Origin of the sequence: Youngimonas ophiurae (nom. illeg.), assembly GCF_049803795.1 — a bacterium.
GTDB lineage: Bacteria > Pseudomonadota > Alphaproteobacteria > Rhodobacterales > Rhodobacteraceae > Thalassobius.
The window spans coordinates 119,495-139,649 of the sequence record NZ_JBNAGJ010000005.1; the positions used below are offsets into that span (position 1 = coordinate 119,495).

Sequence of the window (20,155 nt, forward strand, 5' to 3'; positions counted from 1 at the left end):
ACAAAAAATCCCGGCAAGGCCGGGATTTGTGCATTTTTGCGCAGAAAATGTGCCGCCCGTTGCCGGGCGGCCCCCGGATCAGGCCTGTTTCGCCATCCGTTTGCGTTCATGCGGGTCCAGATAGCGTTTGCGCAGGCGGATCGCATTCGGTGTCACCTCGACCAGTTCGTCATCGTTGATATAGGCGATCGCCTCTTCCAGCGAGAGGGTGACAGGGGTTGTCAGGCGCACCGCCTCATCCGAGCCCGAGGCCCGCACGTTGGTCAGCTTCTTGCCCTTCAGCGGGTTGACCTCTAGGTCATTGTCGCGGCTGTGCTCGCCGATGATCATGCCCTGATAGACCTTGGCCTGCGCGCCGATGAACATTTTCCCGCGATCTTCCAGGTTCCAGAGCGCATAGGCCACGGCGTCCCCGTCCTCCATCGAGATCAGAACGCCCGCGCGGCGGCCGGGAATGGCACCCTTGTGTTCGGTCCAGCCGTGGAACACGCGGTTCAGTACGCCGGTGCCGCGGGTGTCGGTCAGGAACTCGCCATGGTAGCCGATCAACCCGCGCGAGGGCACATGCGCCACGATGCGGGTTTTGCCAGCGCCGGCGGGTTTCATTTCCACCAGCTCGCCCTTGCGGGTGCTGGTCAGTTTTTCGATCACGACGCCCGAGTAATCGTCATCCACGTCGATGGTGGCTTCTTCGACGGGCTCCATCCGGACACCGTTTTCTTCGCGCATGATCACCTGCGGGCGCGAAATCGACAGCTCGAACCCTTCGCGGCGCATGTTTTCGATCAGAACCCCCATCTGGAGTTCGCCACGGCCCGAAACCTCAAACGCCTCACCGCCGGGGGTTTCGCCGATCTTGATGGCGACGTTGGATTCGGCCTCTTTCATCAGGCGATCCCGGATGACGCGCGATTGCACCTTTTTGCCGTCGCGGCCTGCCAGGGGCGAGTCGTTGATGCCGAAAGTCACGGTGATGGTGGGCGGGTCGATGGGCTGAGCGTCCAGCGGTTCCTCGACCGCCAGAGCACAGATCGTGTCGGCCACGGTGGCCTTGGCCATCCCGGCCAGGGTTACGATGTCACCGGCGACGGCCTCGTCAATTTCCTGCATGGCCAGACCGCGGAACGCCTGGATCTTGGTGATGCGGAATTGTTCGATCTTCTGGCCGATGCGGCTGATCGCCTGAACGGTCGCGCCCACCTTGGCGGTGCCGGATTCGACGCGGCCTGTCAGGGTGCGGCCCATGAACGGATCGCTGCCCAGCGTGGTGGCCAGCATCCGGAAATCTTCGTCCTGACGGGTCAGCTGCTTGGGCTTGGGGACGTGGTTCACGATCAGTTCGAACAGGGCGTGCAGATCCTTGCGCGGCCCGTCCAGATCGGCGTCGGCCCAGCCGTTGCGCCCCGAGGCATACATGTGCGGGAAATCCAGCTGGTCCTCATCCGCGCCCAGGCTGGCGAACAGATCGAAACATTCGTCCAGGGCGCGGTCGGGCTCGGCATCGGGTTTGTCCACCTTGTTCAGCACCACGATCGGGCGCAGACCCAGGGCCAGCGCCTTCGAGGTCACGAATTTCGTTTGCGGCATCGGGCCCTCGGCGGCGTCCACCAGCAGGACAACACCGTCCACCATGCTCAGGATCCGCTCGACTTCACCGCCGAAATCGGCGTGGCCGGGGGTGTCCACGATGTTGATGCGGGTGGTTTTCCATTCCACGCTGGTGGGTTTGGCGAAGATGGTGATGCCGCGTTCGCGTTCCAGATCGTTACTGTCCATCGCGCGCTCGGCGACGGCCTGGTTTTCCCGGAAGGCCCCGGACTGTTTCAGCAATTCGTCCACCAGGGTGGTTTTCCCGTGGTCAACGTGGGCGATAATGGCGATGTTGCGCAGATCCATGAGGCGTATCCTGACTTGTTCGGGGTCCGCCTATACTGCCTTTGCGCAAAAGGCCAGAGGGAATGCCGCCCCAATGCCGGATCGCCCGCAACAGCGGCGAGACAAGCGGCAAATGCAGCCAGCTATGCCCCAGAACAACGGGGCGCGCGCCCGATCCCAGCTTGAACCGCGCCAGTCCGGGGGCGCTTTGGGTGTCCAGCGTGCCCAGGTCCAATTGGGCAAAGCCGCGCCGGTGCAGCAGCTGAGCGGCCCGCCACAAGAGCAGGGGATGCGCATTCAGGCGTCGCCCTGCGTGGCTGGCCCAGCCGATATGATAGCTGGCCGCAGAAGAGTGCAGCAAGAACAGCATCGCGGCGACCGGCTGGCCCTGATGCAGGGCCTGGATCAACAGGGTGTCCTGCCGAGGATAGGCGGTCACAAATGCGTGCGGCAGCGCGCGATAGCCCCGCGCCTGCCGTTGCGCCGTCTCATGCTGCAACAGCCAGCCATGGTGCGCCGGATCGAACGGGCCCTGCGTGATCCTGAGCGGCGCAGCCTCGGCACGTCTCAGCCGATTGCGCCATTTCCCATGCTGCGCGGCCCGGCGGTCCGCGTCCTTTGCTGTCAGGTCCATAATGGCTAGGGTCTGAGGCGTCACGACGGGGATACAGCCCTGCGCGTGCAGATGCCGGTCGGCCTGCGGATCGGGCGCATTGATCACGGTCAGGCCGTGCAGCGCGCCCATGCCGCGCGGAACATAGGTGACAGGCAGCCCGGCCAGCCGTTTGTGCAGCCGCAGCACGCCAGTGTCACGGCTGAGATCTGTGCCGATTTTGCGCAGTGCGGTTTCATACTGAACGGATTGTTGCAGGGGGGTGGGTTTCATCCCTCTGTTAACGCAATGAAAACCTAAATCATGGTTAACATTGGACATGAACCAAAAAGAAACTCGCGTTTTGGGCGTCCGTGCCCTGACACCTCGGCTGACGGTCTGGGCATTGACGCTGATCGCCAGCGCGGTGTCTGTCCCCGTGGCCGTGATCCTGTGGGCGATCGAATGGGTGTGGTGGTAACAAAAAGCCCGCAAGCGGGGGGCTTGCGGGCGGTGCTTTTCCGGGGTGGGGCGGTTTAGAACGGAATCTCGTCGTCCAGATCGCTGCGCGAGCCGCCGCCCTGCTGGCCGCCCCCATAGGACGGGCCGCCCTGATCGTAGCCGCCGCCATAGCCGCCACCGCCTTGGCTGCCGCCGCCGTAGCCACCGCCACCCTGGCCACCTTCGCCGCGGCCATCCAGCATCACCAGCGTGCCACCAAAGCCTTGCAGAACCACCTCGGTCGAGTAGCGGTCCTGGCCGGACTGGTCTTGCCATTTGCGGGTCTGCAACTGGCCCTCGATATACACTTTCGAGCCCTTGCGCAGGTATTGCTCGGCCACGCGGACCAGCCCCTCCTGGAAGATCGCGACCGAGTGCCACTCGGTCCGTTCGCGCCGCTCGCCGGTGTTGCGGTCTTTCCATGTTTCCGAGGTGGCGATGCGCAGGTTGCACACTTTGCCGCCGTTCTGAAAGCTGCGCACCTCGGGGTCGCGGCCCAGGTTGCCCACCAGAATTACCTTGTTCACCGATCCGGCCATCTGTCTCTCCCGTCGACTCGTTTGACCCTGCTTACACCATGGTCGTCCGGAAAGGTAAAGTTTTCAAACCGCGGATCGGCCCGCGCGGCGGCGCCGCGCAGTGGGCAAGCGTTTGCCGATCCGGCGGGCCGGGGTGGTAATCTGCAAAAACGCGGATAAACTGCGCATCGTGAAACCGACGAGCGAAACCGATGCGGGGGCCTCACCATGCGCAAAGTCCTGAGCCTGATCATTGCCCTGGCCATTCTGACCACGGGTGTGGCGCAGGCGGATGTGGTCTCGTCGAAATCGCGCACCCGGCTGTTCAAATCGCAGACCAAGGTTTTGGATACCCGCGCCGCGCAGCAATATAATTCAAGCGTACGGTTGCAGCCGCAGACGGTGCACACGCCCACGAAATGGGGCCCCAAACTGTATTCGGGGTCGTATCGCGGGCCGTTTTTGGACATGGCGCGCTCGGCCGCGCAGCGCCACGGTGTGCCAGAAGAGCTGTTCTTGCGGCTAGTGCATCAGGAAAGCCGGTTCAACAAGGATGCCAAATCGCACAAGGGCGCGCTGGGGCTGGCTCAGCTGATGCCTCAGACGGCGCGTTTGCTGGGGGTGGACCCGCTGGACCCCTATCAGAACCTGGACGGAGGCGCGCGCTATCTGGCACAGCAATACCGCGACTTCGGATCCTGGCGGCTGGCTCTGGCCGCTTATAATGCGGGGCCTCAGGCGGTGCGCAAATATGGCGGCGTGCCCCCCTATGCGGAAACGCGCAACTATGTGGATGTCATCTGGGGGAGTTGACCCCGGTTGGTATCGCTCATATCTGACTAAAACACTCAGCAACTTGTTCTGGATCAAAGCAGAGCCAGGCGGGCCGGGTAGAACCGCGTTAGCCATTTAACAAGGGAATCGGAATATGAGCCGGATACTGGCGATTGCGGCGGGGCTGGGCCTGTGCGCGGCGGCCTGGGCACAGGCGCCGCAGCTTTATGACAGCCGCGCATCATTGGGTGAGGCTCTGTTTTTCGATGTGAACCTGTCGCGGAACCGTACGCAGGCCTGCGCCTCGTGTCATGATCCCGAAACCGGGTTTGCCGATCCGCGCGGGACTTTGGCGGATATGCCCAGCTCTTTGGGCGATGATGGCAGCTCGATCGGGGATCGTAATGCGCCGACAGCCAGCTATGCGGCTTTTTCGCCCCGGTTTCACCAAAACGCCCAGGGCAAATGGATTGGCGGCCAGTTTCTGGACGGGCGCGCGGCGGATCTGAAGGGACAGGCGGGCGGGCCGCCTTTGAACCCGGTGGAAATGGGGATGCCGGATAGGGCCTCGGTGGTGGCGCGGCTGCGGGAAAATCCCAGCTATGTGAACAGTTTTGCCGCGCTCTATGCGCCGGATGTGCTGGCCGATGCGGACACCGGATATGATGCCATGACGGACGCGATCGCGGCTTTTGAACAGACCGAGCTATTTGCCCCGTTCGATTCCAAATATGACCGTTTCCTGCGCGGCGAGGCAGAGCTGACCCGCGAAGAAGAGCTGGGCCGGCTGCTGTTTTTCTCGCAGCAGTTCACCAACTGCAACCTGTGCCACCAGCTGCGCACCAGCCCCGTGGCCGCGGATGAGACATTTTCGAATTACGAATATCACAATATCGGCGTGCCCCGGAACCCAGAATTGCAAGAGGATCTGGGGCGCTCTCTGGTCGATAACGGGTTGAAAAACAACGTGGATGCACCTGAAAATGCAGGGAAATTCAAGGTGCCGACCCTGCGCAATGTCGCGGTGACCGGCCCCTATATGCACAATGGCGTTTTCACCGATCTGCGCACCGTCATCCTGTTCTATAACAAGTATAATTCCCGCGCCGAGGCCCGTCAGATCAATCCCGAAACCGGGCAGGTCTGGGGCGCGCCCGAGGTGGCGCAGAATATCTCGGTGAAAGAACTGGAAACCGGCCCCGCGCTTGAGGATGCGCGGATCGACGCGCTGGTGGCTTTCTTGAAAACGCTGACGGACGCCCGGTACGAGCCGCTCTTGTCCGATCCCGAAACCGCGCGCTAGACGCCGGGTTTCCCGCCGGCGCGGCGCAGGTCGCTGGGGCTCTGGCCGGTGTGCTGCAACATGAACCGCGAGAAATACGCAGGGCTGCCAAAGCCCAGAGTTTCGCTGATGGCCTTTAGCGGCGTTTGCGTGGTCTCGATCAGTTTGCGGGCCTCATAGAGGCTGCGGCGGGTCAGAATATCGGCGGCCGTCAGCCCGGTATGATCGCGGCAGGCGCGCGACAGATGGGTCGCGGTCACCCCCAGCATCCCTGCGTATTCCGCCATGGTTTTGCCGGTGCGGAACTCTTGCACGGCCAGCGCGCAGAAAGCCTGCACCAGGCGCTGCCCGGCGGTGATTTTGGGTTCGTCTGGGCCGTGCAGCGCCAGCGCCTGCCGCCGCATCCAGACCGAGATCAGGGCCACACGGGCGCGCGCGGCCTCGTCTACAAAGGGGGCGTTGTGTTCCAACTCGCGTTGCAGGGCGTCCAGCAGGCCGGTCAGTTCGGACTGGGCGTGGACCTCGCGAATACGCAGCAGCATCGGGGCGTCATGCAGCGTCAGCGCCGGATCGTGGGGCACACGTACGGCGATGCCAAACCCGGTGCGCCCCAGATCCAGCGAAAACAGCGTTCCGGCCGGAATATAGAAGGCATTATGCGCCCCGACCCCGCGCCGAATGCCTTGTAAAATGGCCAGCCCCTGGCCCTTGGTGACCCACAGCAGCAGATCGTGATCGCGGTCATGTAGTTCGGACAGGTGCCAGGCTCCGCCGCGCGTCAGCTGCGCAATCGAGGAAATCCGGATCTCGGCCGGGGGGGGCGGCTCTGAGGGCATATTGCTGTGTTTCGACTATTGAAAATCCGTGTGACTGCGGGAAGTCTGAGGCAGATAGTCGTGATTTGTAAAGTCTGAACTGAGTCAAATTGGGCGGAAACGCGCCCAGGACTTCATTTTTGACCGAAACCAGGTGCGCTGGCGTTTGGCGAACTGGCGGGTCGCGATGGTGGCGGCCTCGCGCGCGCCCTCAAGGCTGAGCGCACCGCGCAGATGGGCGATCAGTTCGGGCGCGCCGATCGCCCTGGAGGACAGCCGCGCGGGGTTCCAATCGGGCAGGTTGGCGCGGGCCTCGTCCAGGGCGCCTTCTTGCAGCATCAGATCAAACCGGCGGGCGATCCGCGCGTTCAGCCAGTCCTTGTCCACATCGAACACAATCGGCGTGGTCTGATCCAGCGGCAGCAGAGGCGGCGGCGTGGCGTCCTGCCAGGCAGCCAGGCCCTTGCCGGTGCCGTGCAGCACTTCCCAGGCGCGCTGGACGCGCATCGGGTTCAGCGTGTCGATCCGCGCGCGGGTTTCGGGGTCCAGCGCTTCCAGCAGGGGCTGATGGCCGTGGGTTGCAACGATCTGGTCCGCCTGGGCGCGGATATGTGCCGGCGTGGCGGGGATTTCAGCCAGCCCCTGGGTCAGCGCGGTGAAATACAGCCCCGTGCCGCCCACGATAATCGGCCGGTCCGGCCCGTGCAGCAGCGGCGCCACCTCGCGCAGCCAGTGGCCGACGGAATATTCTGCGTTTCCGGCCATATGCCCGTACAGGCGATGCGGCAGCTCGGCCTCATCTGCGGCAGAGGGGCGGGCGGACAGAACCCGCCAGTTCTCATAGACCTGTAGCGCATCGGCATTGATGATCACACCGCCCGCATCGCGCGCGATCTGCATCGCCAGCGCCGATTTCCCCGAGGCCGTGGGCCCCGCGATCAGCACCGGCCGGGTGCCGGGAATTTGCGTCAGCTCGATCATGCCCCCGCCATAGCCTGTCTGTATCCGATTGGCAAAGCACCCGTGGACCCGCCGCTGCCGGAAATCGTGCCCAAACGGGACTCTCGGATTGAACCCGGCGGCATTTTCCGACATTTTGCGCGCAATCAGAATTGCCTTAACCGGAGCACCCCATGGCCGATGACGCCCAAACCCCCGCCGCGCTGCCCTCTGACACCAAGTATAAAAGGGTGATGCTGAAAATCTCGGGGGAGGCGCTGATGGGCCCCCAGGGGTTTGGCCTGCACCCGCCCACCGTGGAACGCATCGCGCGCGAGGTCAAATCCGTCCACGATATGGGCGTTGAGATCTGCATGGTCATCGGCGGCGGCAATATTTTCCGCGGGCTGCAAGGCAGCGCCCAAGGCATGGAGCGCACGACCGCCGATTACATGGGGATGCTGGCCACGGTGATGAACGCGCTGGGAATGCAGGCCGCATTGGAACAGCTGGGCGTCTTTACCCGTGTGATCAGCGCCATCCCGATGGATCAGGTCTGCGAGCCCTACATCCGCCGCCGCGCCGTCCGCCACCTTGAGAAAAAGCGGGTGTGCATCTTTGCCGCCGGCACCGGCAACCCCTATTTCACCACCGACACGGCCGCCACGTTGCGCGCCAATGAAATGGCCTGCGAGGCGATCTTCAAGGGCACCAAGGTGGATGGCGTCTATGACAAGGATCCGGTCAAATTCGATGACGCCACGCGGTTTGATACGGTCAGCTATGACGATGTACTGGCGCAGCATCTGGGCGTGATGGATGCCAGCGCGATTGCTCTGGCCCGCGACAATAACCTGCCGATCATCGTGTTCTCTCTGGACGAGCCGGGCGGCTTCCGGGGTATTCTGGCCGGGCAAGGCACCTATACAACGGTGACGGGTTAAGGGTAACCTGTCACAAAGGCACTCAGACCCGGAAAGCGGGCAAACAGGAAGAGCAAACATGTCTGACGAAGAAATCATGATCGACACTGACGATCTGTCGCGCCGGATGGATGGCGCCATGAACGCGCTGCGCAACGAATTTGCCTCGTTGCGGACGGGGCGGGCGGCGGCCTCGATGCTGGATCCGATCCAGGTCGAAGCCTACGGCCAGATGACTCCGATCAACCAGGTCGGCACCGTCAACGTGCCCGAGCCGCGCATGGTCACCATCAACGTGTGGGACAAATCCATGGTCGGCGCCGTGGAAAAGGCCATTCGTCAAAGCGGGCTGGGCATCAACCCGCAGCTGAACGGCACGATCATCATGCTGCCCATCCCCGAGCTGAACGAAGAACGCCGCCGCGAGCTGACCAAAGTGGCCGGCGATTACGCCGAACGCGCCCGTATCGCGATCCGCAACGTGCGCCGCGACGGGATGGACCAGATCAAGAAGGCCAAATCGGGCGGCATGTCCGAGGACGACCAGAAATTCTGGGAATCCGAGGTGCAGGATCTTACGGACTCGCATATCGCGCTGGTCGATAAGGCGCTGGAGACCAAGCAAGCGGAAATCATGCAGGTCTGACGACCGGGAAGGGGGCTTTATGGCCGCCGATACCTCAAAGACAGCCGATTTGCAGGCCGGTCCGCGCCATGTGGCGATTATCATGGACGGGAACGGGCGTTGGGCACAGGCGCGGGGCAGACCGCGCCTGTTTGGCCATCATGCCGGGGCACGCCGGGTGCGCGAGATCGTCGAAGCTTGCCCCGATCTGGGCGTCAAGTATCTGACAATATTCGCTTTCTCGACTGAGAACTGGAAGCGCACCCAGGTTGAGGTCGCTGGCCTGATGAGCCTGTTTCGCCGCTACATCACCAAGGAGGCCCGCGCCCTGCTGGCCGAAGGTGTGCGCGTGCGCTTCATCGGGGACCGGGTGAAGCTGGACAAGAAACTGATCGCCCTGATGGACGAGCTAGAGCAGCTGACCTCGGGCAACGATAAGGTGCATCTGACGATCGCGCTGAATTATGGCGGCCGGGACGAGGTCGCCCGCGCCACCAAACGCCTGGCCGAGGACGTGGCCGCGGGCCGTCTGGATCCGGCCAGCGTGGACGAGGAAACCCTGCCCAAATACCTGGATACCTGCGTGCTGCCCGACCCCGATCTGGTGATCCGCACCAGCGGCGAGGCGCGGATTTCCAACTTCTTGCTGTGGCAATCGGCCTATGCGGAATATGAATTCATCGACACGCTCTGGCCGGATTTTTCCAAGGACGTGTTCGCACAGATCGTCAGCAGCTATGCCAATCGGGATCGGCGCTTTGGCGGGGTAAAGGTCTGAGAAAATGACGAAATGGGATGATTTGCTGCCGCGCGTGCTGTCCGCGATTGGCATGTTGGCGGTCGGAGCCTTCGCAATCATGCAGGGCGGGCTGGTGTTCACGCTGCTGCTGGCGGCCGTCTGCGGGCTGATGGTGTGGGAACTGGTGCGCATGTTGCAGCCGGACACGCCTGCGGCGGCGGTGCAGCTGGGCGCTCTGGCCTGCGCGGCGGTTCTGCTGGCGGTGTACCTGCCGCCGATGTTCTCGGTGCCGGTGCTGGTGGCGCCGGCCATTGTCGGGCTGAGCTTTGTCAAACGGCACCGCGCGATTTACCTGTCCTATATGCCTGCCATCCTGCTGGCCTGTCTGGGGGCAATCGTGCTGCGGCTGGATTTCGGCGTGTTGTGGATGCTGTGGCTGGTGGGCATCGTGATTGTCACGGATGTGGCGGGGTATTTCGCCGGGCGCATCATTGGCGGGCCGAAATTCTGGCCCAGGGTCAGCCCCAAGAAAACCTGGTCGGGCACTATTGCGGGCTGGCTGGCGGCGGCGGCCCTGGCGCTGCTGTTCATGCGGCAGACCGGGGCAGGGGGCAGCCTGATCTGGATCAGCGTGCTGGTGTCCTTTGCCTCGCAGATGGGGGACGCGGCCGAAAGCGCGATCAAACGGAAAACCGGGGTCAAGGACAGCTCGAACCTGATTCCCGGCCACGGCGGGCTGCTGGATCGGTTTGACGGGATGCTGGGCGCGCTGTTGCTGTTTCTGATCGCCAGCGCCGTGATCGGATTCCATCCGGGGGCGCAATGAGACGGGTTTCCATATTCGGCGCCACCGGATCCATCGGGCAGAACACGCTGGATCTGATCGCGCGCGCGCCGCACGATTACGATGTGGTGGCGCTGACCGGCGGGCGCAATATCGCGCAGCTGGCGCGGGATGCGATTGCCCTGCGGGCCGAGGTGGCCGTCACGGCACATCCAGAACTGCTGCCAGAGTTACGGGCGGCCCTGTCCGGCACGGGGATTGAGGCCACCGCCGGGCAAGAAGCCCTGACCGAGGCCGCCACCCGCCCCGCCGATTGGGTGATGTCCGCGATTGTCGGCGCGGCAGGTCTGGCCCCTGGGCTGAAGGCGCTGGAACAAGGCGCGACGCTTGCGCTGGCCAATAAGGAATCGCTGGTCACCGCCGGGCCCTTGCTGATGGGTACGGCGCGCGATCATAGGGCCACCGTGCTGCCCGTGGACAGCGAACATTCCGCCATTTTTCAGGGGCTGGTGGGGGAAGACATCGCCTCGGTCGAGCGCATCATCATCACCGCCAGCGGCGGCGCGTTTCGCGATTGGCCTCTGGATAAACTGGCGGGGGCGACGCTGGAACAGGCGTCCTCGCATCCCAATTGGGACATGGGGCAGCGGATCACGATCGACAGTGCCTCGATGTTTAACAAGGCGCTTGAGGTTATTGAAACCAAAGAGTTTTTCGGCGTTACCCCCGATCAGATCGAGGTGCTGGTTCACCCTGAATCGATGATCCACGCGTTGGTGGGATTCAACGATGGGGCGCTGATGGCCCATGTGGGCGCGCCCGATATGCGGCACGCCATTGGCTATGCGCTGCACTGGCCGCGGCGGCGCCCTCTGCCGGTGGAACGTCTGGATCTGGCCCGGATCGGGCAGTTCACCTTTCGCGCGCCCGATCCCGCGCGCTATCCGGCCCTGCGCCTGGCCGAAGAGGTCATGCAGACCGGCGGCATGATGGGCGCGATTTTCAATGCGGCCAAGGAACGGGCGCTGGATGGGTTCATTGACGGGCGTATCGGCTTTCTGGATATGGCGCGGATCGTCGAGCGGGTGATGACACAAATGTCATCCGATAATGGCCTTATTCGCGCCAGCTTTACGCTTGATAACGTCGCGCAGGCAGACCATCTGGCCCGTATACGGGCCGATGAGGCAATAAAGAACAGGTAAAACGGAACAGGTCTTTGGATATTCTTAGCGCAATTCCCGCGGCTGGCGGGGTTCTGACGACAATTGTGGCCTTTGTGGTGGCCTTGTCGGTGATCGTCGCGATTCACGAATACGGGCATTATATTGTCGGGCGCTGGTCTGGCATCCATGCCGAGGTGTTCTCGTTAGGGTTTGGCCCTGTGCTGCTGTCGCGTGTGGACAAGCGCGGAACGCGCTGGCAAATGGCCGCGCTGCCTCTGGGGGGGTATGTGAAATTCCTGGGCGACGCGAATGCCGCCAGCGGCCCGGACGAGGACGCCGTCGCCGCCATGAGCCCAGACATGCAGCGCCATACCATGCTAGGCGCGCCTTTGTGGGCGCGTACGGCGACGGTGGCAGCCGGCCCGGTGTTCAATTTTATCCTGTCTATTCTGATCTTTGCGGGGATTGGCCTGGCCACCGGCGTGATCAAGGATCCGCTGACCGTGGGCAAGGTGCTGCCCATCCCCTATGAGGTGCAGCTGGAGCAGGGGGACGAGATTGTCGCGATCGAGGGCCTGCCCCTGTCCGCCTACGAGGCCGGGCAGATGGATGACCTGATCGATGCGCTGCCGGTGCAATCGGCGCTGACCTATACGGTCAAGCGCGCGGGGCAGACGCTGGACGTGACCGCTCCGCATCCGATGACTCCGATCATCTCGCAACTGGCGCCGCAATCGGCGGCCTATGACATTGATCTGAAGGTGGGCGATGTGTTCCTGACGGTGGATGGTGCCCCGATTCAGGTGTTCGACCAGCTGAAAGACGCGGTTCTGGCCGCCGAGGGCAAGCCTCTGGTCGTCGAGGTCTGGCGCGCGGGGGAAACGCTGACTTTTACCCTGGCCCCGCGCCGCGTGGACGAGCCGCAGCCCGATGGTGGATTCGAGACAAAATGGCGGATCGGCATCGTCGGCGGCATGTTCTTTGAACCGGCCACGGAATACGCGGGGCTCGGCAGCGCGCTGATCGGCGGTGTGGCGATCACCTGGGAAATCATGGTGGGCTCGATCTCGGGGCTGTATCACATGATCACCGGCGCGATCAGCAGCTGCAACATGTCCGGCCCCCTGGGCATTGCCGAGGTCTCGGGCGCGATGGCCAGCCAGGGCACGCAGAGCTTTATCTACTTCATCGGTGTGCTGTCGGCGGCCGTGGGCCTGCTGAACCTGTTCCCGGTGCCGGTGCTGGATGGCGGGCATCTGGTGTTTTACGCCTACGAGGCCGTCACCGGCCGCGCCCCCAGCGAAAAAGCCCTGCGCATCCTGATGACCGTGGGGCTGGCGCTGATCCTGACGGTGATGCTGTTCGCCCTGTCCAACGATCTGTTCTGCCCCTGATCCTTACGGTGGGGCGCGGTCAGCGGATTGCCGCTGTTGCGCCCCATTTCCGCCGTTTTTGCCGCCTAGCCTTAAGCAGGACTTAAGAAAACTGCTCTGAAGGTTAGAAAGATGCACGCAATTCAGAATGGAACCCGTGGTTTGAGCCTGCTTTTGTTGCTCAATTGGGATCGTATCCTGGTTGTCGGCACGTTGATGCTGGCGCTGGCAGTCGGAGCATATTGGCGCTCGTTCTAGGCGCTTTGGGTCTGTCCCTTTGTCAAGCGCCCGCCGGTTCTCGCCGGTGGGCGCTTTGCCGTTTTGACAAGGCAGGGCTTTGGCGGTACTCAGGTGGCCAATGGGATGTCTGACTGGATTAACCGATGACCACTTTTCCGGGTGAGCGGCAGAATAACCGCGCAATCAATTTCACTCTGATGCGCCGTCTGGGCGCGATGATTTTCCTTTGTTTTGCAGTCGCTTTCGCGGCGCTGCCAACCCAGGCCGAGGCGCAGAGTTACCGCTTCAGCTCGGTGCAGATCGAGGGCAACCAGCGGATCGGCGGCGACGCGATCCTGACTTTTGCGGGAATCGCTCGGGGGAAAACCGTCAGCGCGGCCGAGCTGAACGACGCCTATCAGCGTATCGTCGGCAGCGGATTGTTCGAAAAAGTCGAACTGACCCCGCGCGGCAGCACCCTGGTGATCGCGGTGCGCGAATATCCCACGATCAGCCGCGTGTCCTTTGAGGGGAACCGCCGCCTGAAGGACGAAGACCTGCAAAACCTGATCCAGTCCAAACCGCGCCGCGTGTTCAGCCCCTCGGTGGCCGAAGCCGACGCCGCACTGGTGGCCGAGGCCTATAACCAAGAGGGCCGCCTGTCCGCCCGCGTCAGCCCCCGGATCATCCGCCGCAGCGACAACCGTGTCGATGTGGTGTTCGAGATTTTCGAAGGTGGCGTGATCGAGGTGGAGCGGGTCAGTTTCATCGGGAACAAGGCGTTCTCGGATCGTCGTCTGCGCCGGGTTCTGACCACCAAACAGGCCGGTCTGCTGCGCGGGCTGGTGCGGGCCGATACCTATATCGCGGACCGTGTGGAATTCGACAAACAGGTGCTGCGCGATTTCTATCAGTCGCGCGGCTATGTGGATATTCGCGTCACCGGCGCCAATGCCGAACTGACCGAGGAACGCGACGCCTATTTCCTGGCGGTGAACATTCAGGAAGGCCAGAAATTCCATTTCGGCCAGATCACCACCACCTCAGAGATCAGCCAGGCCGATGCCGAGGATTTCCAGGCGGTGCTTAAGATCAAACCGGGCGTTGTCTATAACCCGGCGCTGGTCGAAAACTCGATTTCGCGGATGGAGCGTCTGGCGATCAAGAAGGGCCTGAACTTTGTCCGGATCGAGCCGCGCATCACCCGCAATGACCGCGATCTGACGCTGGACGTGGAATTCCGCCTGACCCGCGGGCAGCGCGTTTTTGTGGAACGCATCGACATCGAGGGCAACACCACCACGATGGACCGGGTGATCCGCCGTCAGTTCCGCACTGTCGAGGGCGATCCTTTCAACCCGCGCGAAATCCGCCAGACAGCGGAACGCATCCGCGCGCTTGGCTTCTTTGAAGACGCGAAGGTGAACGCGCGCGAAGGCTCGGCGCCCGATCAGGTGATCGTGGACGTGGATGTGGTGGAAAAACCCACGGGCTCGCTCTCGCTGGGGGGCAGCTATTCTACCAACGGCGGGCTCGGCGTGATCGTCAGCGTCAAAGAGGATAACTTCCTGGGGCGCGGGCAGAAACTGTCGCTGTCGATCTCGGGGGCGACGGATAACGCGGTCTATGGGCTGAAATTCACCGAGCCCGCCTTCCTGGGGCGCAACGTGGCCTTCAGCTTTGATATCGGCTACCGCGAGGCCGAAAGCAACTTTGCCAATTACGATACGACGATTGCCACTTTCCGCCCTGGCCTGTCCTTCCCCGTCAGTGAAAACGGGCGTCTGGGGGTCTATTATCTGGGGCAGTGGTCCGACATGGAGCGCCATGTCGCATCCAGCACGCTGGATGACGATGGCAATGTCGTGGATACCTTTGCAACGGTCGGCGGTATCGTTTCGGATGAGATTGACCAGGGCGGTCTGTGGACCAGCGCGGTTGGGTATAAATACACCTACGATTCGCGCCGCACTGGCCTGAATCCGAATGCCGGCTGGCTGTTCGAGTTCGGCCAGGAATATGCCGGGCTGGGCGGCGATGCGGAATATATCAAGACCACCGCCAAGGCCATCGCTCAGACCAAGATCTGGCACGAAGAGGTCACGCTGCGGGCCTCGATCGAGGCGGGGATGTTCCATTACAACGGCACCACCACCGGCCGGTCAATCGATCGTTTCAACATTGGCTCGGGTATCATGCGCGGCTTTGAGCCGGATGGGATCGGCCCGCGTGAATACGATGAGGCCGGCGGGATCAATGACTCGCTTGGCGGTGACATGTTTGCCGTGGCCCGCCTGGAGGCTGAATTCCCGCTGGGCCTGCCCGAGGAATACGGCATCACCGGCGGCGTTTTCTACGATGTCGGCTCGCTTTGGGGGGTGTCGAACAGCGACGCGGCCACGGGGACTGTCCTGTATGACGATTTCTCGGCCCGCCATGTGATCGGCCTGTCGATGTTCTGGAACACGCCCATCGGGCCGCTGCGCTTCAACTTCTCGAAGGCGCTGAAAAAGGAAGAGTTCGACGAAGAGCAGAGCTTCAACCTGACCATCGCGACCACCTTCTGATGCGGTATCTGATTGAAAAAGGGCTGGCGGTGCTGGCCCTTCTTCTTTTGCTGGGCGGGCAGGCGGGCGCGCAGTCGGGCGCAGTGAACAGCCCGGTTCTGACAATCGATTCCGAACAGTTGTTCGTGCAATCCCAGTTCGGCCAGAAATTCGCCCAGGATTTCGAGGCCAGGGGCAAAATCCTTGAGGCCGAAAACCGCCGGATCGAGGCCGAGCTTATCGCCGAGGAAAAAGAGCTGACCGAGCGCCGCGCCACTCTGCCGCCGGCCAAGTTCAGGTCGCTGGCCGATGCCTTTGACGAAAAGGTGGAACAGATCCGCGCCGAGCAGAACGCCAAATCCCGTGCCCTGGCGCAGTCCACCGAAACCGTGCGCCGCCAGTTTCTGCTGGCAGCTGGCCCCGTGCTGGAAAAAATCCTGTTCGAATCCAATGCCGCCGTCGTGGTGGAACGGCGCACCGTCTTCCTAAGCGTGCGAGCGATTGACATCACGGACCTGGCCATTGCGCGTCTGAATGCGGAAATCGGGGATGGCTCGGATCTGGCGCAGCAAACCACGCCAAACGAAGATTCCGAATAGCCCGGCGCTTGCCCCACGCGGCCCATCTTGGTACTGGAAAGCCAAGGAAAAGAAAGGATCCCACCCATGTCAGAGCAGTTGCTGAGCGCGGATATCGCCTTGATCCAACGGATCATCCCGCATCGCTATCCCTTCCTTCTGGTCGATAAGGTGGTCGATATCGACGGGTATAAATCCGGGCGTGGCATCAAGAACGTCACCATGAACGAGCCGCATTTCCAGGGGCATTTCCCCGGTAAGCCGATCATGCCCGGCGTCACCATCATCGAGGCGATGGCCCAGACCGCCGCCATCACCGTGGGCACCGCGCTGGATATGGCCGATAAGAACATGCTGGTCTATTTCATGGCCATCGATAAGGCCAAGTTCCGCCGCATGGTCGTGCCCGGTGACGTGCTGGAAATGCAGGTGACCACCACGCGCGGCAAACCTGGCGGGAAGGTGTGGAAATTCTCGGGGCTGGCGACGGTGGACGGCGAAATGGCCGCCGAGGCCGAGTTCACCGCAATGATGGATCTGGGGGCGCAATAATGAGCGCGCAGATTCACCCCTCGGCGATTGTGGACCCTGGCGCGCAGCTGGGCGCGGACGTCAAGATCGGCCCGTTTTGCATCGTTGGCCCGAATGTGGTTCTGGGGGATCGGGTCGAGCTGAAAAGCCACGTCGTGGTGACCGGCCAGACCGATATCGGCGAGGATACGGTGATTTTCTCGTTCTCGGTGATCGGAGAAATCCCGCAGGATCTGAAATTCAAAGGCGAGGAAACCCGCCTGTCCATCGGCAAACGCAATCGCATCCGTGAACATGTCACCATGAACACCGGCACCGAGGGCGGCGGCGGTCTGACCAAGGTCGGCGATGACGGGCTATTCATGGCCGGCTGTCACGTGGCCCATGATGTGATCTGCGGCGACCGGGTGATCGTGGTCAACAGTGCGGCTCTGGCCGGGCATTGCATCATCGGTGATGACGTGATTATCGGCGGTCTGTCGGGCATTCACCAATGGGTCCGTATTGGGCGCGGTGCGATCATTGGGGCGGTGACGATGGTCACGGCGGACGTACTGCCCTATGGTCTGGTGCAGGCACAACGCGGTGAACTGGATGGGCTGAACCTGGTTGGGCTGAAACGGGGCGGCGTGGCGCGGACGGATATCTCGGCCCTGCGCGAGGCGCTGAAACGCCTGTCTGCGGGCGAGGGCACCTTCATGGAGCGCGCCAAATCCCTGGACAGCGACAGCGCTTATGTGCGCGAGATTGTCGAGTTCATCACCGGCGCCACTGACCGATCTTTCCTGACCCCCAAAGCATGAGCGACACGCTGGCGATATTGGCGGGCAGTGGCGGCTTGCCGGTGGCCTTGGCTGCGGCGCGGCCGGCGGCTGTCTGTATCACCTTTGCGGGTGTTTCACATGAGCTTTTCCGCGTAACCCATGAACATCGCTTCGAAAAAATGGGCGCGCTGTTTGACGATCTAAAGGCGCGCGGCGTCACCGAGGTGGTCTTTGCCGGGTCCATGTCGCGCCCACCGCTGGACCCGCAGGGGTTTGATCCGGTGATGATGGCGCTGGCGCCACGGCTGCTGGCGGCGATGCAGGGCGGGGATGATGCCCTGCTGCGACTGGTCGTTCAGATATTCGAGGAACAGGGGTTTACCGTGCGCGGGGCCCATGAAATTGCGCCCGATCTGACGGTCCCCGAGGGGCTGTTCGCGGGGCCTCAGCCCTCTCACGCGGCGCTGCAAGATACCGAGCGCGGGGCCGATATTCTCAGCGCGCTTTCGCCCGTCGATGTGGGGCAGGGCTGCGTTGTGGCGGGCGGTCTGTGCCTGGGGATCGAAACGATTCAGGGCACCGATGCGCTGCTGGAATTCGTCGCGCAGACGCCGAAACATCTGCGGCGCGGGGCAAGGGGCGTTTTCGTCAAAGCCCCCAAACGCGGTCAGGATCTGCGCGTGGATATGCCTGCGATTGGCCCTGAAACGCTGCGAAACGCCGCGCGCGCCGGGGTTGAAGGGATCGTGCTTCAGGCAGGATCGGTTTTGATTGTTGACACGAAGAGTGTCCTGCAAGAGGCTGAAAAGGAAAGTGTTTTCATCTTGGGGCGCGTGTTGTGATCCGGGTGTTCCTGATCGCCGGAGAGGCCTCGGGCGATAAGCTGGGGGCGGCCTTGATGGCGGGGCTGAAATCCCTGGTGGATGTGGAATTCCACGGGATCGGCGGCCCCCTGATGACGGCCGAGGGGCTGCGCAGCCGCTTTCCCATGGATGAGCTGTCGGTCATGGGCATCGCCGAGGTGCTGCCGAAATACCGGCATTTGAAACGCCGCATTGCGCAGACGGCCCAGGCCGTTCTGGATCTGCAACCGGACGTTCTGATCACCATCGACAGCCCCGATTTCTGCCTGCGTGTGGCCCGGCTGGTCAAAGACCGCAGCGATATTCGCACGGTTCATTACGTCGCCCCCACCGTCTGGGCCTGGCGCGCGGGCCGGGCGCAGAAAATGGCGCGCGTGATTGATCAGGTGCTGGCGCTTTTTCCGTTCGAGCCGCCCTATATGCAGGCCGCCGGGATGGCCTGTGATTTCGTCGGGCATCCGGTGGTGGCCGAGCCCGTCGCGACAGCACAGCAGGCGGCAGAATTTCGCACTGCGCACGGGCTGGACGCGCGGCCTTTGCTGATGGTGCTGCCGGGCTCGCGCCGGGGCGAGGTGTCCCGTCTGACGCCGATTTTCGGGCAGGTGGTGCAGCGCCTGCACGCGCAGCGCGCCGATTTGCAACTGGTGATCCCGACCACGGCCAATGTCACCGATCTGGTGCGCGATCAGGTGGCCGGCTGGCCGATCACGCCGGTCATTCTGTCGCCCAAAGGCCAGGATAAAGAGGCTTATCTGGCGCGCAAAGCGGCCTGTTTTGCCGCGGCGGATGCGGCGCTGGCGGCGTCTGGCACTGTCTCTTTGGAACTGGCGGCGGCAAACACACCGATGGTGATCGCCTATGATATGAACTGGCTGAGCCGTCAGATCATTGGCCGGATGCTCAAGGTGGACACGGTGACTTTGGTTAATCTGGTGTCCGAAACCCGCACGATTCCCGAATTCATCGGGGCCGATTGCAAGCCCGAAAGGATCGCGCCGGCTGTTCTGTCGCTCTTGCAGGGCGATGCCGGTCAGGCCGAGGCGATGCGCCTGACGATGGAGCGTCTGGGCCAGGGCGGCGAGGCCCCCGGTCTGCGCGCAGCCCGCGCGGTGTTGCAGGGATTGCAGGCTTAGAACGCGGCCTTCAGGTCGCTGAGCGCCTGAACCGGATCGTCCGATTTCCAGATTTCCTCGCCAATGCCAAAGAAATCCGTCACCGGGGCCAGCGCGGCGACCAGATCGGCCGAGAGGGCCCCCTCGGCCACCACGGGCACTTCGATCATCTGCGACCACCATTCGAACAATTCGTGCGCGGCGATGGTGCCGTCGAACAGCGGCGTCTGGCCCACCGGCCCGAACGAGACATAATCCGCCCCGGATTCGCCCGCGTTCATCCCGTCATGGCGCGAGGCCCCGCAGAAAGCGCCGACGATGGCATCCTCGCCCAGCTCCTTGCGCGCCTTGCGTACCGAGCGCGCCCCGTCCAGCAAATGCACCCCGTCCAGCCCCAGCCGTTCCACCAGCAGCAGATGGCTGTCAATCACAATGGCCACATCGCGGGCATGGCAGACCTCGCGCAGGGCATCGCCGGCGCGCAGCAGGCGGTCCTCGTCGCGGGTGGCCAGGCTTAGGCGCAGGCAGGCGATCTCATGCGTGTCCAGCACGCGGGCCAATTGATTGGGGAATTGCGACAGTTCGAACTCGGGCGGCGTGATGAGGTAGATCTGCGGGTGCTCAGTCTCGGCCATC

At 62.9% G+C, this 20,155-nt stretch carries 21 protein-coding genes; 15 read left to right on the top strand and 6 right to left on the bottom strand.

Annotated features, from left to right (window positions below):
* Window positions 1-78 precede the first annotated feature (78 nt).
* Window positions 79-1,896 carry a translational GTPase TypA gene (gene typA, locus ACP15O_RS12365; RefSeq protein ID WP_425096410.1) on the bottom strand — a complete coding sequence of 606 codons (1,818 nt, stop codon included), beginning with the start codon at window positions 1,894-1,896 and terminating at the stop codon, window positions 79-81.
* On the bottom strand, window positions 1,859-2,761 hold the full coding sequence (locus ACP15O_RS12370) for a GNAT family N-acetyltransferase (RefSeq protein WP_425096411.1): 903 nt from the start codon (window positions 2,759-2,761) through the stop codon (window positions 1,859-1,861). Before ACP15O_RS12370 ends, typA begins: the two co-directional genes overlap by 38 nt.
* 46 nt (window positions 2,762-2,807) lie before the next feature.
* Between ACP15O_RS12370 and ACP15O_RS12375 the strand changes: the two genes are divergently transcribed.
* A complete protein-coding gene (locus ACP15O_RS12375) occupies window positions 2,808-2,948 on the top strand; it encodes a hypothetical protein (protein ID WP_425096412.1) in 141 nt (46 codons plus the stop codon).
* 55 nt (window positions 2,949-3,003) lie between these two features.
* Here the strand turns inward: ACP15O_RS12375 and ACP15O_RS12380 are convergent, their stop codons facing one another.
* On the bottom strand, window positions 3,004-3,507 hold the full coding sequence (locus ACP15O_RS12380) for a single-stranded DNA-binding protein (RefSeq protein ID WP_425096413.1): 504 nt from the start codon (window positions 3,505-3,507) through the stop codon (window positions 3,004-3,006).
* Window positions 3,508-3,714: 207 nt separating this feature from the next.
* On the opposite strand from ACP15O_RS12380, the gene ACP15O_RS12385 reads away from it, so the two are divergent.
* A complete protein-coding gene (locus ACP15O_RS12385) occupies window positions 3,715-4,299 on the top strand; it encodes a lytic transglycosylase domain-containing protein (RefSeq protein WP_425096414.1) in 585 nt (194 codons plus the stop codon).
* 115 nt (window positions 4,300-4,414) lie between these two features.
* The gene (locus ACP15O_RS12390) at window positions 4,415-5,563 is read left to right on the top strand and encodes a cytochrome-c peroxidase (RefSeq protein WP_425096415.1); all 1,149 of its coding nucleotides are present in this window, start codon (window positions 4,415-4,417) and stop codon (window positions 5,561-5,563) included.
* On the opposite strand, the gene ACP15O_RS12395 is transcribed toward ACP15O_RS12390, so the two are convergent.
* Together ACP15O_RS12395 and miaA are read right to left on the bottom strand one after the other, a co-directional pair.
* Window positions 5,560-6,378, bottom strand: a complete 819-nt coding sequence (locus ACP15O_RS12395; protein WP_425096416.1) for a helix-turn-helix transcriptional regulator — start codon at window positions 6,376-6,378, stop codon at window positions 5,560-5,562. The two genes, ACP15O_RS12390 and ACP15O_RS12395, sit on opposite strands and share 4 nt — an antisense overlap.
* Before the next feature lie 84 nt (window positions 6,379-6,462).
* The gene (miaA, locus tag ACP15O_RS12400; protein ID WP_425096417.1) at window positions 6,463-7,338 is read right to left on the bottom strand and encodes a tRNA (adenosine(37)-N6)-dimethylallyltransferase MiaA; all 876 of its coding nucleotides are present in this window, start codon (window positions 7,336-7,338) and stop codon (window positions 6,463-6,465) included.
* Between the two features lie 152 nt (window positions 7,339-7,490).
* Between miaA and pyrH the strand changes: the two genes are divergently transcribed.
* From pyrH to lpxB, 12 genes are all read left to right on the top strand, one after another.
* Entirely contained in the window at window positions 7,491-8,240 is a 750-nt protein-coding gene (gene pyrH, locus ACP15O_RS12405; RefSeq protein ID WP_425096418.1) for a UMP kinase, read from the top strand.
* A gap of 58 nt (window positions 8,241-8,298) precedes the next feature.
* Window positions 8,299-8,865: a ribosome recycling factor gene (frr, locus tag ACP15O_RS12410; protein ID WP_425096419.1), complete on the top strand. Its 567-nt coding sequence runs from the start codon at window positions 8,299-8,301 to the stop codon at window positions 8,863-8,865.
* Between the two features lie 19 nt (window positions 8,866-8,884).
* Window positions 8,885-9,622: an isoprenyl transferase gene (locus ACP15O_RS12415; protein WP_425096420.1), complete on the top strand. Its 738-nt coding sequence runs from the start codon at window positions 8,885-8,887 to the stop codon at window positions 9,620-9,622.
* A gap of 4 nt (window positions 9,623-9,626) precedes the next feature.
* Complete coding sequence (locus tag ACP15O_RS12420; RefSeq protein WP_425096421.1) at window positions 9,627-10,409, top strand: phosphatidate cytidylyltransferase; 783 nt, start codon at window positions 9,627-9,629, stop codon at window positions 10,407-10,409.
* The gene (dxr, locus tag ACP15O_RS12425) at window positions 10,406-11,572 is read left to right on the top strand and encodes a 1-deoxy-D-xylulose-5-phosphate reductoisomerase (protein WP_425096422.1); all 1,167 of its coding nucleotides are present in this window, start codon (window positions 10,406-10,408) and stop codon (window positions 11,570-11,572) included. Before ACP15O_RS12420 ends, dxr begins: the two co-directional genes overlap by 4 nt.
* Before the next feature lie 14 nt (window positions 11,573-11,586).
* Window positions 11,587-12,927 carry an RIP metalloprotease RseP gene (gene rseP / locus ACP15O_RS12430; RefSeq protein ID WP_425096423.1) on the top strand — a complete coding sequence of 447 codons (1,341 nt, stop codon included), beginning with the start codon at window positions 11,587-11,589 and terminating at the stop codon, window positions 12,925-12,927.
* A gap of 362 nt (window positions 12,928-13,289) precedes the next feature.
* Window positions 13,290-15,692, top strand: a complete 2,403-nt coding sequence (bamA, locus tag ACP15O_RS12435) for an outer membrane protein assembly factor BamA (RefSeq protein ID WP_425096424.1) — start codon at window positions 13,290-13,292, stop codon at window positions 15,690-15,692.
* Window positions 15,692-16,270, top strand: coding sequence for an OmpH/Skp family outer membrane protein (locus ACP15O_RS12440; protein WP_425096425.1), 579 nt, complete (start codon window positions 15,692-15,694; stop codon window positions 16,268-16,270). Before bamA ends, ACP15O_RS12440 begins: the two co-directional genes overlap by 1 nt.
* Window positions 16,271-16,336: 66 nt before the next feature.
* Window positions 16,337-16,801, top strand: coding sequence for a 3-hydroxyacyl-ACP dehydratase FabZ (fabZ, locus tag ACP15O_RS12445; protein WP_425096426.1), 465 nt, complete (start codon window positions 16,337-16,339; stop codon window positions 16,799-16,801).
* Entirely contained in the window at window positions 16,801-17,583 is a 783-nt protein-coding gene (lpxA, locus tag ACP15O_RS12450) for an acyl-ACP--UDP-N-acetylglucosamine O-acyltransferase (protein ID WP_425096427.1), read from the top strand. The genes fabZ and lpxA overlap by 1 nt, the downstream gene beginning before the upstream one ends.
* A complete protein-coding gene (locus ACP15O_RS12455; RefSeq protein ID WP_425096428.1) occupies window positions 17,580-18,386 on the top strand; it encodes an LpxI family protein in 807 nt (268 codons plus the stop codon). The genes lpxA and ACP15O_RS12455 overlap by 4 nt, the downstream gene beginning before the upstream one ends.
* Window positions 18,386-19,540 carry a lipid-A-disaccharide synthase gene (lpxB, locus tag ACP15O_RS12460; protein WP_425096625.1) on the top strand — a complete coding sequence of 385 codons (1,155 nt, stop codon included), beginning with the start codon at window positions 18,386-18,388 and terminating at the stop codon, window positions 19,538-19,540. Before ACP15O_RS12455 ends, lpxB begins: the two co-directional genes overlap by 1 nt.
* Here lpxB and ACP15O_RS12465 read toward each other — a convergent pair.
* Window positions 19,537-20,154, bottom strand: coding sequence for a thiamine phosphate synthase (locus ACP15O_RS12465; RefSeq protein WP_425096429.1), 618 nt, complete (start codon window positions 20,152-20,154; stop codon window positions 19,537-19,539). The genes lpxB and ACP15O_RS12465 overlap by 4 nt on opposite strands.
* Between the last annotated feature and the right edge of the window lies 1 nt (window position 20,155).